General features: G+C 35.2%; 9 protein-coding genes. 3 read left to right on the top strand and 6 right to left on the bottom strand.

What is annotated here, in order from left to right; translation table 11 throughout:
- Positions 1–80 precede the first annotated feature (80 nt).
- Genes ACU5DF_RS09900 through ACU5DF_RS09880 form a run of 5 tightly spaced genes read right to left on the bottom strand, consistent with a single transcriptional unit; the run spans position 81 to position 10320 of the window.
- Positions 81–8072 (bottom strand): GEVED domain-containing protein, encoded by a 7992-nt coding sequence (locus tag ACU5DF_RS09900; protein ID WP_446712731.1) that lies wholly within the window; start codon positions 8070–8072, stop codon positions 81–83.
- Positions 8069–8479, bottom strand: coding sequence for a hypothetical protein (locus ACU5DF_RS09895; RefSeq protein ID WP_446712730.1), 411 nt, complete (start codon positions 8477–8479; stop codon positions 8069–8071). The genes ACU5DF_RS09900 and ACU5DF_RS09895 overlap by 4 nt, the downstream gene beginning before the upstream one ends.
- 5 nt (positions 8480–8484) lie before the next feature.
- Positions 8485–9273 carry a PilW family protein gene (locus ACU5DF_RS09890; RefSeq protein WP_446712729.1) on the bottom strand — a complete coding sequence of 263 codons (789 nt, stop codon included), beginning with the start codon at positions 9271–9273 and terminating at the stop codon, positions 8485–8487.
- On the bottom strand, positions 9273–9839 hold the full coding sequence (locus ACU5DF_RS09885; protein WP_446712728.1) for a type IV pilus modification PilV family protein: 567 nt from the start codon (positions 9837–9839) through the stop codon (positions 9273–9275). The genes ACU5DF_RS09890 and ACU5DF_RS09885 overlap by 1 nt, the downstream gene beginning before the upstream one ends.
- Positions 9826–10320, bottom strand: a complete 495-nt coding sequence (locus tag ACU5DF_RS09880; RefSeq protein WP_446712727.1) for a prepilin-type N-terminal cleavage/methylation domain-containing protein — start codon at positions 10318–10320, stop codon at positions 9826–9828. The genes ACU5DF_RS09885 and ACU5DF_RS09880 overlap by 14 nt, the downstream gene beginning before the upstream one ends.
- Before the next feature lie 651 nt (positions 10321–10971).
- Between ACU5DF_RS09880 and ACU5DF_RS09875 the strand changes: the two genes are divergently transcribed.
- From ACU5DF_RS09875 to ACU5DF_RS09865, 3 genes are all read left to right on the top strand, one after another.
- On the top strand, positions 10972–11175 hold the full coding sequence (locus ACU5DF_RS09875) for a hypothetical protein (RefSeq protein ID WP_446712726.1): 204 nt from the start codon (positions 10972–10974) through the stop codon (positions 11173–11175).
- Positions 11175–12527: a hypothetical protein gene (locus tag ACU5DF_RS09870; RefSeq protein WP_446712725.1), complete on the top strand. Its 1353-nt coding sequence runs from the start codon at positions 11175–11177 to the stop codon at positions 12525–12527. The genes ACU5DF_RS09875 and ACU5DF_RS09870 overlap by 1 nt, the downstream gene beginning before the upstream one ends.
- Positions 12528–12605: 78 nt before the next feature.
- Positions 12606–15077 (top strand): NACHT domain-containing protein, encoded by a 2472-nt coding sequence (locus ACU5DF_RS09865; protein ID WP_446712724.1) that lies wholly within the window; start codon positions 12606–12608, stop codon positions 15075–15077.
- Positions 15078–15141: 64 nt separating this feature from the next.
- Here ACU5DF_RS09865 and ACU5DF_RS09860 read toward each other — a convergent pair whose 3' ends face one another.
- A complete protein-coding gene (locus ACU5DF_RS09860; RefSeq protein ID WP_446712723.1) occupies positions 15142–15519 on the bottom strand; it encodes a hypothetical protein in 378 nt (125 codons plus the stop codon).
- Positions 15520–15781 lie beyond the last annotated feature (262 nt).

The raw sequence follows: 15781 nt of genomic DNA, 5'->3' as shown, positions 1-15781 counted from the left end.
TCACTTACTTACTGTGAGTGGTATAAAAATAGCCAATCAAAGATCGGCCATTTCATTAATGCTATTGCAAATACGTTACTCTAATTAAATAACTCTCTCCAGAAGATCAAGTTATTAGATTTGCGTTGCTCGCCAAATACGACAACTGCAGATGGATTTTGTTGATACATATTTGCATCGCTACACTCATCTTCGTTTGTATTATTTTCATCCAAACTCCAACAGTAACCTAGCCAATCTGAGCTATCGTCATCAATGGCATTTGCTACTGTCATATCTTGTAAATCAAATTGCAGTACTGCACTGCCTTGAATATCACCAGAAATATTTAAATCAAATAGGCCTTCCAATAACGTTGGGACAGGAATAATTACATTCAAATTATTTGGTGTTGTAGTAGGTGCGGTAAAACTGCCTATTAATGCTGTCTCACTGGAGCTATCCCAAGTGTTAACCTCAAAGCTATCGCCATTCCAGAACTCTATATTCATCTCTATAGGCAAAGGCGTCATCGTTGGACCATGAGTATCCTTTAACGTCAGTCGTCCAAATCGTAAGTCTAAGGTTTCACTAAATTGATGACTTATCTTCGCGGTTGTTTGCCCGCTAAGAATATATGGAACATTCTCATTATTAGAAAGAAGCGTGGTTTCTATCTCTGATTGAGGAGCTTGTGGTTCGCCTTGAGCATCTACCGAACGAACGACCCACATATTACTCTCATTTACAGAATACTGACCGCTGCTCCATTGACCTGAGAAATTACACTTATTACTTGTAAAATCAATTGGTAATAATTGTGTTACCAATATTTCATCTGCACAAAGATCTAAACCTGAATTAGAAATAGTGAACTCGATATCCACAGGTTCAAAACTGCTTGCGGAAGTAAAGAGTCGCTCGTCGTAATAACTTAAACTGTCACCTTCAGCGCCCTGAGCTTCTAAGGTTAACGCTAATTCAAGATCAGGCTTGCCATAATAGCTCCAATACTCATCACTTCCTGTAACGTGCTCTATATCACTGCTAAATGAATGACTCACTATTTCAAACTGCGCAGGATAAAAATGACCAATAGAACCCGTATCAAGAGTTAAATGAGTGGTTGTTAAACCTAAATACCTTTCAGCGGCATAATTTAAGTCGATACTACCTACTTCATGATACTTATAACCGACAACTTCAGATATTCCCTCAACAAAATCAAGTGTCGTAGGTATATCTAGTTGGCCAAGCGTCTTACTAACAGGGGTAACAATGCTACCTATTACCGTTGGAGCTACATAATTAAAGTTATGAGTTAGGGTCCCACCTTTAGCAACCGCTTTCACTGTCACATCAAATGATGTTTGAGCAGGTACAAACTCAGTGACTCCAACAGGGTTAACTACCCCAACTCCATTCAAGCTTGCCGCAATAGTTTCAAGCCCTAGAGCATAAGGAACTACGCTCATAGACTTAGAGTGATCCCAACCTCTACTCATTCCTCCATCAGGTACATATTCTGTCGAAATTTGAATAACACCAGCATCAAAATAGGCCGCATCCATAGTCGCTTTACCAGAAACAAAATCGGTTACTATCGGTGTATAACCCGAGTCAAACACATTTTCTGGTGCAGAAACATCACCGACACGTAACCCCATGGGTTTTTGTGTCCCTTGAGCATAATCAACCTTGAAATTTACATTTTTAGTGCCTTCATAATCGTTGTTTGTTTGACAGACTGGTGAACCACCACTATCTACCACCGTTTGTCTTGTTAATGTGAGTGTAAACGGTTCACCAGATAAATAATAAGGTGAATACGCTATAGGATGATTATCCCCCAACTCTACATCAAGTACGTAGCCTTCTTTGCGGAAAATAATCCCATTACTATCATCGTCAATGTTATTATCAGTCACTACTTCTGCATGAACTGATAGCTCCATTCCCTCGTAATAGCTCTCTAAATAGACTTGTCGTACACTCTCATTGTTATATTTAATAATAATAGGTGAATCACATTTATTAGAGCCAGAGCTAGGGTCGCTATTTGATGCAGATAACCAACAAGAGCCAGATAATGACCCGTTACCATTTAGTTTATTAACAGATATTTCAATATCATCATCAAATTTAATTGGCACTCCATTATCATCTAAAGTAGATACATCGATAGTAACCACTTCACACGTTAATGGATTGTAATTATCCGCAACGACACTAATATCAGAAACGGCTGACTTAACTTCAAATAAGTAATCTTCAACTTCACCACCAATAACCAAACCAGTTGAAGGCACTGATACAGAGCTTGCTCGCATGCGCATTAACACATCACCTTTAGTCCCTTTTGGTACTGTGATATCAATGCTGTTATTACCTGAACTCAGACTAAATACACTTTTTTCACTGCTCTCTAACGTTTGAGAGCCATTCCAATCAAACCACATACTTAAGGTTGAAGCTTGAGATGCATTAATAACAAGTCGATGTTTTTTACCATCTTGTAGTGGAATATGATGATCAATCGGACCGACAGATAAACCATCAATAGATAGTAGACCATCATCATCAAGATCAGCATTAGCCTCTGCATCCCATAATGAAGAGAAGTTAGAGTTCCAAGTTGCGCCAAGATATAAGCTAGATTTGTAATGATGAGGGGGGTCTCCACCGTCATCAATCATAGCATCACCATAATCGGCTTGTCGTAAACAACCCGCAGCATCATTCACATTCAAGGATTTATTCTGTCCTTCTAGCTGGAAGCTGGCTTTACCAGAGGTCGTATCGACTCGATATAAAGCTGTTTTATTCATTAAATCATACGTGCCATCACCGTCAGTGTCATGATTTCCGCCATTCGTCATCGCATAAATAATCCCAGAGGTATCCATTGCATAACCTCCTGAATACCCTAAACTTCCGCCCGGAACCAATGCAGTTGGTATTTCAAAAGTAAAGTTATAGGTTTTGACCTCTCCAGAATTAATATCTAAAGTGTAATATTTCTTCGATTTTAACCGCACCCCATAAACTAGGTTTTGATCACCATAAAAAGTAAAGGCTATGTCTGGGTCCCATGGTAATGAATTTATAGCAAAGCCTTTCGCAATATCAATTCCCACAGCTGTAAACTCTAGCGTTTTTAAGTTTACTTTTATCAACTCACCCCACTGACGATAAAGTAGAATCAAGTACTTACCATCTAACGTCACGGCACCTTGGTTGGCTTTGATAACAGATGAGGCATCTTTACCAAAGGTTAACGTTTGTCCTTTTACATAACTAATATACGTTTTATGTTTTAAATTCATCAACGTTAGATCATGAGCCGCTTTAATTTCGCCTAAAGGGATAAACTCAGCGCCAGGAGATTGGTCAGCAACCGCTAGCTGAACCTTTCCTTGGCCTTTTGAGGTTTCAGCACTTATTCCATAAATAAGACCATCAATAACATTAAGACCTATTGCGTTAATCCAAGGAACCGCTAATTTTTTATTAAGATCACTAAACTCGACAACCCCATTTTTTACATTCCATTTAGAATAAGAAAACTTACTTCCTGTTGCTTTAGTTTGAACAAAGCTACTACAGGTACTCTCTGGGATAATAGGTTGAGGCATTAAATAAACACGATGATCCTCAACTTCACCAAATTGAATAAAGCTATCGTCAATTACGTTATCTAAATCAAGCTGTGTTCCTACTCTCAACCGCATATAACTTGGCGACATTTGTGAACCTGCATCGGCTAGTTGCGTTGCACTCCAAGTTAAAGTCACTGTCTGTCTGCCATTCGATGGAATACGCTGATAAGTACTCTCAAGATCGTTCATTTTGTCATTGGTATTAATATCTATCCAACCGACAAGAAAGGCATCTGAACCTGTATTATTAACAACCGTAACGTCTGTACTCCACGCATGTGTTGTGTCGATATAGAGATTATTAGGGTAGCCATTTTCATCATTAATCCCATTGGTATCATCCCCACTAGCCGTATCATTACCTTGAGGGCTGGTCTCTACATCAGGAATGTTATCGCCAATATAAAGCTGACTAGAGACAATGTGATAGTCAAACTCGTCGTTATCATTGTATTTACTTGGGAGATCGCCATAGTCAAAGCCGCTTACACAACCAAAGTTGGCATTATCAATAATATTACCCGCTGAAGCGACGCTTGGCGCGATACCACGAAAAGCAATACGTGTTAAATATTGGCCAGAAGGAACCTTGTATAATCCAGTGAACGTCTGCCAAAAAGGTTGCCCTACAACAGATAATTGTGAAGTGGTATTGTCTGGAGAACCAATATCCAAAGACATAATTTCTGATGAGCTACCATTGATAGTACGTTTTGAGTAATCAAACGACCATGTTAATACAGTACCAGGCTCTGTAACGATATCTTGATATAAAATACCAGGATGATAGGCACTAAGCTCAGCAACATTAGGACTACCATCAAGAGGAGGATCAGTAACAAACAATCCATAACGGCTTGACTCGATTTGGTTTCGGTCAGAAATATTCCCAGAGTGAGGCATAAGTTTCGGGTTTACTTGAACCACTGACCAACCCGCTATCGAGCTTTCTGGCGTATCATAGCCATTATGTCCATGTTCTAAATACAGTTGTTCAAACGATCCATTTTGTAATCCGGCATCACAGCTTGCTATATCTAGTGATGGTGCTGCTATCCACACTTGGTAATCTTCCACTTCACCGTTCGAAGCAACGCCCGTTGGCTCTAAGAGACCTGCTGCTAATGTAGAATAACGAACTCGCATCCATGATTCACCATGAACATCATAGGCAGACAAAGAAAGTGGGATCGTATTAACTCCTTGCTCTACTGGTATAAGAGTTAGTACACGTTCTGAGTAGCTTTGTCTATTTCTAGTAAAACCAGACCAAGAACCATCCTGATTGAGGTCTAACCAAACAGACACAAACCCTTTATTAGAGGCTGTGATCACCAACTCATTGGTAACGATTTGCTCCATTCCGTTATCATCAAGGTAATTAGTGTGAAATATCGATTTTCTTGCTTTAGAGATGAGGCGGTTATTTGGATTGATCTCAACACCATCATCACCAAGATCACTACTTGCTGTTCGTTCTGGATTACCATTAGTATCTTTAGTAACTAGCGTACCTAAGAAAACATCCGGTTGATAATAATGTCTTGCTCCATCATCAGATTTAGTGACAGGGAAAGTTGACACTTCCCAACCTGTATTTATATCTTCATTAGGAGCATCACCATAATCAAACTCTTCTGTGCAGCCAAACTGAACGTTATCGATAATATTACCCACAGAATCCGCTGCATTACCTTTTGATGGTTTTTCAGCTTTAAACGCAAGTCGTGTAACAAATTGACCTGCAGGTACGATGTATTTTGGACTGATTGTCGTTGAGTTATGGTTTAACCAATTTGGTGTTGCATCGTATGAATACGCATAAGATGGAGACGTTTCATCCACACCACCCAAAGAAAAACGTATTTTTTGATCACATACAGAAGAACCGAAATTGCTACACTCCCGCATTTGAGCACTACGTTGAATATAGTCAAAAGACCAAGAGAGCTCTGCACCTGGCAGGGTCACAATATCTTGATACAGCATACCTGGCACATACGCGTTAAGCTCGGCAACTTTTTGAGTGCCGTCTCTAGGTGGTGTCACTCCTTCAAATGTTGAATATGTAGCAATTTCAATTTTTTTTGCATTCTCTTGATCGCTAGGATTAATATCAACTGGTATTACTGACCAACCTGGTGTTTCATCATCAGGGGTAAATTGATTATTATAGTTAAGTTCAAATGACCCATTTTGCACACCAGCTAAGCAACCGCCAAACGAGATAGATGGCGCAGCAATAACAACGTTATAATCTTCAACTTCACCATCAGTTGCTATACCTGTCGGTGAACTAATCTCAGAAACCGTCGATGCATATCGTATGCGTAAATAGTTATTTCCATGAGGCGTTGATGCCGATAATGAAAATTTGATGCTATTTTGACTGCCTTGAACAATCGTAGCACCTTGAATAATATGCTCTGAAGTCCCATCTGGTGCAGTATCTTCCCAGTCACCGTCTTGATTCAAATCTAGCCAAATGCTAATAAAACCAGGCTGAGAGGCAGTAATGATAAGCTCATTCTCTACAACAGAAACGGAGCCATCATCATGCATAATATTCGTTTGTAGAACTGGCTGATTGCTTGACTGACTGAGAACTGGGTCATTTGGATTAAATAAAACACCATCATCGGTAGTTTCCGAATCAGCCGTTAACTTTGTGCCGTCGCCATCAGCTTCGGTATCATAAAAAGCCGGGCAATCATTAGGGTCTGTAGTCCCTAAACAGAACAACGACTTCTGATGACTAGCTCCTGATGAGACTCTATAAGTTGGATAAGAGGCATTACCCCATCCATTATTTAAATTGATATTCTCAGGCGTATCACCGTAATCTGATGGAGATATTAATGAAACAAATGGACTAAATTCTGATGTATCTGAATAGGCATTTAATGTATTCACAGTAATCGCATTTATTTTACTATTTCCAGTTAATCCAGATACACTCGATATAGAACATGAAAAATGACTATCAGAATCAGTTATGCAAGATCCTAAATAATGCTTACCTGCCGTAAATCCTGAAGAAAAATAAGCACCATTGAGATCTGCTTCATATATTTCTACTGTCATATTAGAAAACGTAGATTGCTTAATACCTGTACCTATGTAGCCACTAATACTTAGAATCGTGCCATTCAACTCTGCTTGATTAATAATCGGCGTATCAATAAATCCATTTGAAGCATTAATTAAACTAGAGAAATAAACATCATCATTTGTATCAGCCTCGCCAACACCAGCATTTGTTCCACCTCCAGTGAGATCAATACCAATACCTTTTGTATTATAAAATGTATTCTGACTTAATTTATTATCATCACTCTCCAATATTCTTATACCAGATATTGAGTTTGACCATGAATAATTTGAATTATAAAATCCAGAATTTGAAATATGGTTATTTGATATAATATTGTCATTTGACTGGTAAACAAAAATAGATGCTGCTTGATTATGAGTATCTTCACCACTTACAGCATAATCAATAATATTATTAGTGATGATATTGTATTCACTACCACCCCAAAGAATAATACCTGAATCTCGTAAATTATAAAGCGAGTTCCCTGTAATTTGACAGCTTTGACTACTATCTAAATAAATAGCATCATCAAAACTTCTCATAATGAAATTATTAAATTTAATTACATGAGAATTTGAAATCTTAATACCATAATCACTGTTTAATGGCTGCCTATGATTTCGTAAAGTAATATTTAACTGTTTTGCATCAATATTTGTATATGAAAAACCATCCATTGTTAATGGGGAATTTAGTATAATTGTACTACTTGCCATTGTTGGAGAAAATATTGCATTATCAGCGAAAGACTGATGATTATCCTGCTTTAACCCACGCTTAGTTAATCCATTTATTCCACGTCCTGTTGTCAGATATTTAGAATTTACTAAAAACTGTCTTAATGAGCCATCACCATTATCGTTATTATTAGTGATCGTACTATAATTAATACCAAGGTTAACACCTTTAGTATTCCCAGAAATATATACTTCTGTAGAAAACCCCTCAGATATGGATGGGTAGATTTGAACAGGACGACAATCAGAGCAATCTCCACGCTCTGAGTATAATGAACCATCCATATCATTACTCCCTGAACCGTAACCCGGAACCGCACTATATAATGAAATAGTATAGATACCTGATGGGATCCCAGAAAAACTGTAATAACCAGATGATGATGATGTTGTTATATTAAACCCATTTCCCGTAAGTCTTATTTTATGTACTACAAGGGATAATACAGACATTCCTTTTGAAGAGTTATATGGACGGACTACACCACCAAAGTTATAATCTTCATATATATAACCGGAAACACTTGCCGCATTAGTAGCTGTAGAAAATAACATTCCAATAATGAATAATCGACATAACGTCATAATGGTTATTCTCATAAACTCACCTCTACTTGAATTCTTTTCTGAGTCGATATATCACCAGCAGTACAGCTTGCAATGCTCTCTAATCTAAAATGTTCGTTTTCATCTAATCTGACATACTGAGTACATAATAAGGAAGCCGTGCATTGTTCTATCCCATTAAAGTCTTCAAATGAAATAGCTGTAATATCGGTAAAGCAACTGCTTGCTACTGGTAAGTTTAATGGCCGTAATAACTGAGCTCCATATTCAATTGCGGATCTTGCAGTCCAGTGCGCTCTGGTACCAAGAACTTCATAGCTTACCGAATATTGCGAATTCTCAGAAAGTTTCATCATGGAACCCGCTAAGCTAAATAAGATAACAACCGTAAATATCAACATGATTAATGCACCGCCCGTTTGATTTCTATTCGATTTCATTTTATTTATTGTCCATTAAACACATGTGCATTGTGATAAAATTCAAGTGACTCACCATTTTTTTCAACCATTAATTCGATCTCTAATAATCCATTTTGACGATATCCGGTAGGATCATAATCAAAGCTAGATTCAGTCGATGATATATATGAAGCAACAGGCACGTTAATTACTGGCGAAGTCGGGTTATTTATATCAAAGCGGCCTCGTAATAACCGATTGCTGCTATCAAAACAGTAAGAAATAGCTTCAGATGAATAAATATAAAAGCGATTGGTTACTGTACTTATTGAGGTATTAATAAGCTCTTGTAATGTAAGAGCACTATTAGTTACCCCTGAGTAAGTAAATGACCTATCGGTTAAATTCGGAAGATAAATATCATCAGGGCTCAATGGATAGATTGTCATATAGCACGAGGTGCCAGTACAGGATTCTTGAATTATCGTTATTTCTTCTGGTAATAGCATTCGAGAAAAAGGAAGTTCGTTAGTACCGAGTACAATTGCATCGCTATTAAATTCACTCGAAAAAACAATCGGTGCAAATTCAATACACTTTCCATTATCCTCTTCTCGTAAACTCATCGGAACTGCATGACGTACATCTCGATTGATTCTTTCTAATGCAAAGCGTGCTTGATTCAACATATCATCACGATTGCGCACATCTACATATGTTTGACCGCCAAGTACGCCAAAATTAATTAAGCCGATAGAGATAATACCAAGGATAATCATACTGACTATCATCTCTATCAGAGTAAATCCATGCGACTTAATAACACTTCGCATTAGTAGTTACTCCTTAATGCAGAGAATTCGATTCGACTATTATTTGGCGTAAGTAGAGTAACTTGCACCAATTTAATCAATGACTCTGAATTTAAAGTGACGCCATCCAATGTTGTCGTTGGGTAAGTCACCGATACGCAAACATTATAATTCTGATAAATCGCAGGTAACCCCAAACCTAGCATGGTTGTTGCTGCTACAAAGTCACTGCGATTAACGCACTCATTGTTTATTGATGTTATAAAGTCATCAACATCATCCCATTGACTTTTATTTGGCTCAGAATCAGTGCCAAGGTTTGCACTAGAGGTACAATTTTGAATTTCCCCACAGCGCTCATTATTACCAGCGAGATCCGATTGCTCATCAAATCTTCGACTAAAAATTTCTTGTAGCGTCATTTGAGCAAGTTCAGTTGCACGTACTTGCATAATTGGATCGCTACTTTTCTGAGCCAATGGGTAAAATATAGTGATCATTCCAGCCACAACAATAGAAGATAATACAATAGCTAAAATATTTTCAATAAGAGAAAAGCCAGCATTACTCTGTTTAAACACAGCCATCAATAAAACCTTCTTGATTTATGCTTAAACTTTTTTGAACCGTGCCTGACTCTTTAAAAGAGATCGTGTGACTTTGCAAATCACTCGGTCGACCTAAACCATCAAATTTAAGTTGAGAAGCCCCACCCTGATCTAAATCAAATTCTATTGAACCACCAGAGTTAACAAGATTTGAACAGCTAACGCCAACACAATCCACTGACGAATTTAGTGCAGATGAAGCTCCCTTCTGCCACTGAACCAATGTTGCAGATACATTAACTTGATATTGATCTTGTAGCTCTATAACAACATCATTCATGGCTTGTACTTGCACACGACGTAATGCCGACTGAGTTTGATTACACAAGGCTGCAACTTCAAAACTACTTCTTGATGGCATTTTACTATAGGCTGTAATCGATAATATTGACAACAACACAATACATGAAACAAGCTCTACTAATGTAAAGCCTTTCTGTTTATTTTTTGACAGTAACATGTGAACTATTCCCCCGAACATAATCACAATCCAAGTATGCCATACTGTGATAAAAATGTTAATAACTTAACCGTGATCTAACCTATAAAATTTGTATTGTTAATAAGGTAATCCCTTGCAATAATAACTGTATATAAACACAGTGTTGGTTTGGTGGGTTATTTTATGATTACAAAAAATTTAAATATGAATAGAGCTTCAGTATTAAAATGGAAAACTTGCAGCCTTTGCGATAAGGAGGCTTTTTGCTACCCTTCAACAAGTGTCACAATGGCATGGATAAAAGCGGGCTTTGGGGAGCAGAAATGTACTTGGCGCTGTGAGACTTGCCAGCCTTCAGCTAGGTTAATGAATTAACCTTTCTCTTAAATTAACGTCTATGAAAGCATAAACCTCAGCTTTATAGAGTTACATCCGTATGTATATCACTGCGAAAGACATTAAATCTGAAAAAGTTACCCCGTGGGTAACTTTTCAGATCTTCCTGAATGATTAGGTATAGACATCATTTAACCAAGCATATCCTTTAATACCGACTCTGTCGTAATAAAGTATTTCAACTTCCTAATATCAAAAATTATTACTAACGTTACTTAATACATAATGATATTCTATAAAGAATATAGATGAGAGATCGCTAGATATAATTTGATGACAGTTACTTTTAATGGTCAAAAGCTTTTTGTTGATAAGAACACAACGAAGATTGTTAGCGGTAGCTACTTAACGAAAATTGCATCAATTGTTGAGCTTGAGCGTTCGCCACTGGGCGAGGTAATGCTTGGAGATACTGTGATTGATGAGAGTCAATTAGATGTGTTGGGTAAGGTTGTTTTGGTTATGGGTGGTAAGTAATGGATATAATTAATCAAAAAGAAAAAATAACAACATTAATAGATGAAACAATTGGACTAGTTGTCGTAAGCACAGATCCTAATGTCATAAACCCTATATACAATAATTTATTATATGTAAATGAGCGAATATTTAGCATTATAGAAAAAGACAGTAAACCCAATATATTATATAATTTAATTTCCGAATCAATATATAGATTTAATATAATAAAGTCTGAAGTTAACACTATAAATAAATTAAGCCATACGTCTTATTCATCTGGCATGAAAATAATAAACCCTAGTTACATTAATGATAATGATAATGATGCAATAAATAAATTAAGCATTATTGATATCAAAAAATTTGAATCAAATTTAATAAAAATATCCTCATTATTAGATGATATGAGTAATGACGTTCTTCCTATGGTTATACTTGACCTAACGAATAATATAAATACTCTAAAAGATTTACAATCTGAAACAAATAAAATGATTTCAGACCAGTCATCAGAATTCAACACTAACATTTCTAATTATAAAAAAGATTTTGAACATTACTCAAAACTTAATTTTGATTCACACGAAAAAATAATAAATGAATTAATAAAAACAGCAAATGATTCTGAATTATCTTTAGGTAGAAAAGTACCAGAGCTAACGGAGCTAATAAAAAAGGAACTCGAATCTACTGTAATAGAAAAAAGTAACGAAATAGAGTTGTTAAGAAAAACAGTAGAAGCTGATGAGATAGCATTTAGATCTTTATTTGAAGAAATGAAAAAGCTATATAAAATAGCAGGTGATGGTAAATTATCTGATCAAAATATTAAGCAAGCAGATGAAGAAAAAACAGCTGCAGATAAGATGCGATTCTTTGGTGTTGGTTTGTTATTTGTGCTTATTGGTTTTGCTGCTTGGTTCCTTGTTTTATTAACCGAACTACCTGCAAATACAAGCTACCTTTCATGGTTCTTACCTAGATTTTTAACTCTTACCTTCTGTTCTATGCCTGCAATCTATTTACTAAAAGAATCTGCTAGCCATCGCCATAAAGAAAACCTATACCGCCAACGCGGTACACAGTTGGCAACTTTAGGCTCTTACCTTGCTGACTTTAATAATGACGATAAAAAAATGGACATTAAAAGTGAATTGATTAAAAACTTCTATTCATTTAACGATGGTAAAGCTGATACCAGCAACGTTCCTGATTTCCTCAAACAAATGAAAGAGTTTGCAGCGGTAACGAAGACCTTTAATAAGATGGTACCGGCAGAACAACCGCAACACCAACAAACGCAAAGCACTCCGGTTACGCCGATTCATGAGGCTAGTAACGCTGATGAGAAGAAAAAGGCTGGTTGAATGAGTCATAAATAGACATATTTAAATCCTCTAATTAATAATATTGCTCTTATTTAATAATTCCAGGCTAGGAAAATAATGATTGAACAATTAATAAACTATAAAGAAAATGATTTAAGTAAAGAAATCATAATCCCTCTTTTAAAAAAGATCTATCAGTGTGATGTCGATTTCAGTGGCGGAGGGATTGAAAAAGGTAGAGATATTATCATTTATAATAAATCACCTATTGGATTTAATGAATATATTGGAGTTCAGGTTAAGAAAATTAAGGCTACACCTAACTCTTCTATAAATAGTTTCCAACAATTAATGACTCAACTTGAACAAATGAAGAATGAAGGAGTTGTAGACCAAAAAACAGGAGATAAAGTCAAACTTAAAACTTTAGTCTTTATAACTCCTTACCCAATAAGTGATAGAACCTATGATTCTCATCAAGGTGCATTAAAATCACTTATTGAGCAAGGAATTCAAATAATTAATGGAGATATGTTAGTTGAGTTAATTAATCAACATACACCAGAATTAGTTAGAAGGCTTTTAGGTGACAAGAACTACATTGGCGATAAAATAAAATCAAAACTATCTAATGAAATGTTAATGTCCGCATTGAACTTCAAACATAAGAAAAACCTATGTGACATTTATTGTGAAACTCAATTAATTGCAGGGAATAAAAACAACAATATATTAAAAAGATTATACATACCTAAAAATAACAAATTAAAATCCAAATTAAATCAATTTGAATTATTATCAGAGAATAATAACACATTAAAAAGAATAATTAATATTGAATTATTTAAAGATGAACACTTAAATAATGGATTATTGTTATCCAACAAATCAAAAGTAATAAATAAAAAAATAAATTTCACACAAGATAATATTGATAGACTAAATGATGAATTGGCTCATAAAATTGCTCAGAGTCCTTATAAAGCTCACTACCCATCACACCATAACCCTAAAGAATTTTCCGAGTTTCTAAGTTCAAAATATGATGATTGTGATATTAAAAATGACAAACTCTCTTTTTATGAAGAGGTATCTAAATTAAGAATCATATATAATGAAAAAAATATAGAATTAGATACAAGAAATCTATTACGCCATAAACAAAGCCTGATACAAATAGACTTTGAATTAGATATTAACTCAACATATGTATGTAATAAAATAAACTCACTAATAGGTGAAATAAATGAAATATGCGATCCTAAAAAATATGGTTTAAAAGAATATTTATTAAAAATAAAAAGCATTGAAACCGCTACGGAAATTTTAACCTTATTTAATAACGAAATATCATATTCTACTAAGGATATAAATCAAAAGGAACATAAGATTCATGTAAATGATGTGCTAAATACTGAATTAAACACAATAATACTAGGAGCTTCAGGTTCAGGAAAAACAACTAATTTACAAGTTTATGCAAAGAAAATATACAATAACCATTCAAATGACCTTATCATATATATGACATTAAATGAATTAGCATCGTTATCTAAAAATAAAGATAATATATGTTTAATCCATGGCTTAATGAAACACTTACATAAAATTGGGTTGTATGAATATAGTGAATCAATTATAAGAAACAAATTACAAACGGAAAAGTGCAAATTAATTTTAGACAGTATTGATGAAGCTATAGTTCAGGACAAATGGATAATTGAACAATTAATCTCTTTTTCAAATTTATATGAAAAATGCCAAATAATTACATCTTCAAGATTTAATGTAGCAAAAGTATCTAGCCTTAACTTTACAAATGTTTCGTTATTGCCATTTAATGAACAGCAAAAAAGAGAGTTTTTCAATAAATGGTTTAATATGGATTCAACAATGGTTGAGCCTTTAATGTCTCATCTAGAAGTGCATAAAGAATTAAATAATATTATTACCAATCCTTTATCTTCCACAATAATGGCAACCCTTCAAGAGAAATCTGTTGATTTACCTACAAGTGAATCATCCTTATACTTTAAACGCTTCGAACTATTAAGTGGAGTTTTCGATAAGTTTAAGGGCATAAATAGATCTGAAGTAGACCCAGAGGATTTAATAAAACACTCCTATCAATTAGCATATGAAATGCACAGAAGTAAAAAAAGAAGCTTAAGTTATGATTCTATAGTATCAACTATAAATGATAAAATTAATGATTTAAACACTGCAAAAAAAATTGCTAGCGAATTAATCTTTCCTTCTGAAATTTTATTACTTGAACATAATAAAGAGTATAGTTTTGGACATCTAAGATTTCAGGAGTATTTAACATCTAACCAAATTGTTCACTTACGTTCAATACCTACACATAAATTAATAAAAGATATCTGGTGGCAAGATGTATATTTACTTTATTCACAGCATGCAACTGAAATTGACTGGATACTAAATGATGCAGCTGAAAATGGATATAGCAATAAAGTGAAAATGTTATTACGTAAGATGATACTAAATAGACCTAAACACGAAAAAATTAAACTAACAAAACGGCTAGAAATATCAATTGCAGACGAACTTGATAATTACAATTAATAAAAAGAAAGGCTAGCCCTCAAAGTTGGTGCCTCTACTATGTAGAAGCACCTAATACCCCTACCTAAATTCGGCTGTCATTCATTGCCATAGCAACAGGAACCTGTTGAATTGGTGCTTCAACTAAATACCAAAAGTGAAACCCTGAATTATAAGCTTTATGTGCTGGTTTATCACAAATCAACATGAGGCCGTAGTTCATTAGTTTTTTATTTGCATCAATTGCTGCATTCGGAACGTTGCTACAGTTAGCAAACAAACGTACTTCATCAGTACGAATACCTTGCTTTTGTGCAATAGCTTGAAAGGCGAGTGCTTTTTTAGTCGTAGAACCTAAAAGCTTTAAGAGTTGAGCTACTTCCTTTGCAGAAAGAACCACAGGAGTACAGCCAATTTTTTGGTGAGGCATGGCAATGCCCCATTTTTTAATAGAACTAGTCATTACGACAGCCCTCCGATATACATTAAAATTACGCCTGCTACGAACATAGCAACCGCCAAAATTAATCCTGCTTGATATATGGCTGAATTAATTTCTAGCTGCATCTATCTTGTGTTGATTAGACACTCAAGTTACAACATGTAGTAAATATTACAGTCATCAAACTTATCGCGCAAGCCTTAAACATAAGATCCATTTCATAAATATTTTAATAACTTTAATAACAAAAACATCAATATAGCTCTGTACTTTCTTTCAGGCA

The sequence above is a fragment of the Aliivibrio wodanis genome (genome assembly GCF_052920805.1).
Note: the sequence above shows the minus strand (reverse complement) of the source record. Positions and strands in the feature narration are given on the sequence as shown.

Bases quoted from the DNA above. Each gene is read 5' to 3' on its own strand.
- ACU5DF_RS09900 (WP_446712731.1), bottom strand. From the start codon at position 8,072: ATGAGAATAACCATTATGACGTTATGTCGATTATTCATTATTGGAATG.
- ACU5DF_RS09895 (WP_446712730.1), bottom strand. From the start codon at position 8,479: ATGAAATCGAATAGAAATCAAACGGGCGGTGCATTAATCATGTTGATA.
- ACU5DF_RS09890 (WP_446712729.1), bottom strand. From the start codon at position 9,273: ATGCGAAGTGTTATTAAGTCGCATGGATTTACTCTGATAGAGATGATA.
- ACU5DF_RS09885 (WP_446712728.1), bottom strand. From the start codon at position 9,839: ATGGCTGTGTTTAAACAGAGTAATGCTGGCTTTTCTCTTATTGAAAAT.
- ACU5DF_RS09880 (WP_446712727.1), bottom strand. From the start codon at position 10,320: ATGTTACTGTCAAAAAATAAACAGAAAGGCTTTACATTAGTAGAGCTT.
- ACU5DF_RS09875 (WP_446712726.1), top strand. From the start codon at position 10,972: ATGACAGTTACTTTTAATGGTCAAAAGCTTTTTGTTGATAAGAACACA.
- ACU5DF_RS09870 (WP_446712725.1), top strand. From the start codon at position 11,175: ATGGATATAATTAATCAAAAAGAAAAAATAACAACATTAATAGATGAA.
- ACU5DF_RS09865 (WP_446712724.1), top strand. From the start codon at position 12,606: ATGATTGAACAATTAATAAACTATAAAGAAAATGATTTAAGTAAAGAA.
- ACU5DF_RS09860 (WP_446712723.1), bottom strand. From the start codon at position 15,519: ATGACTAGTTCTATTAAAAAATGGGGCATTGCCATGCCTCACCAAAAA.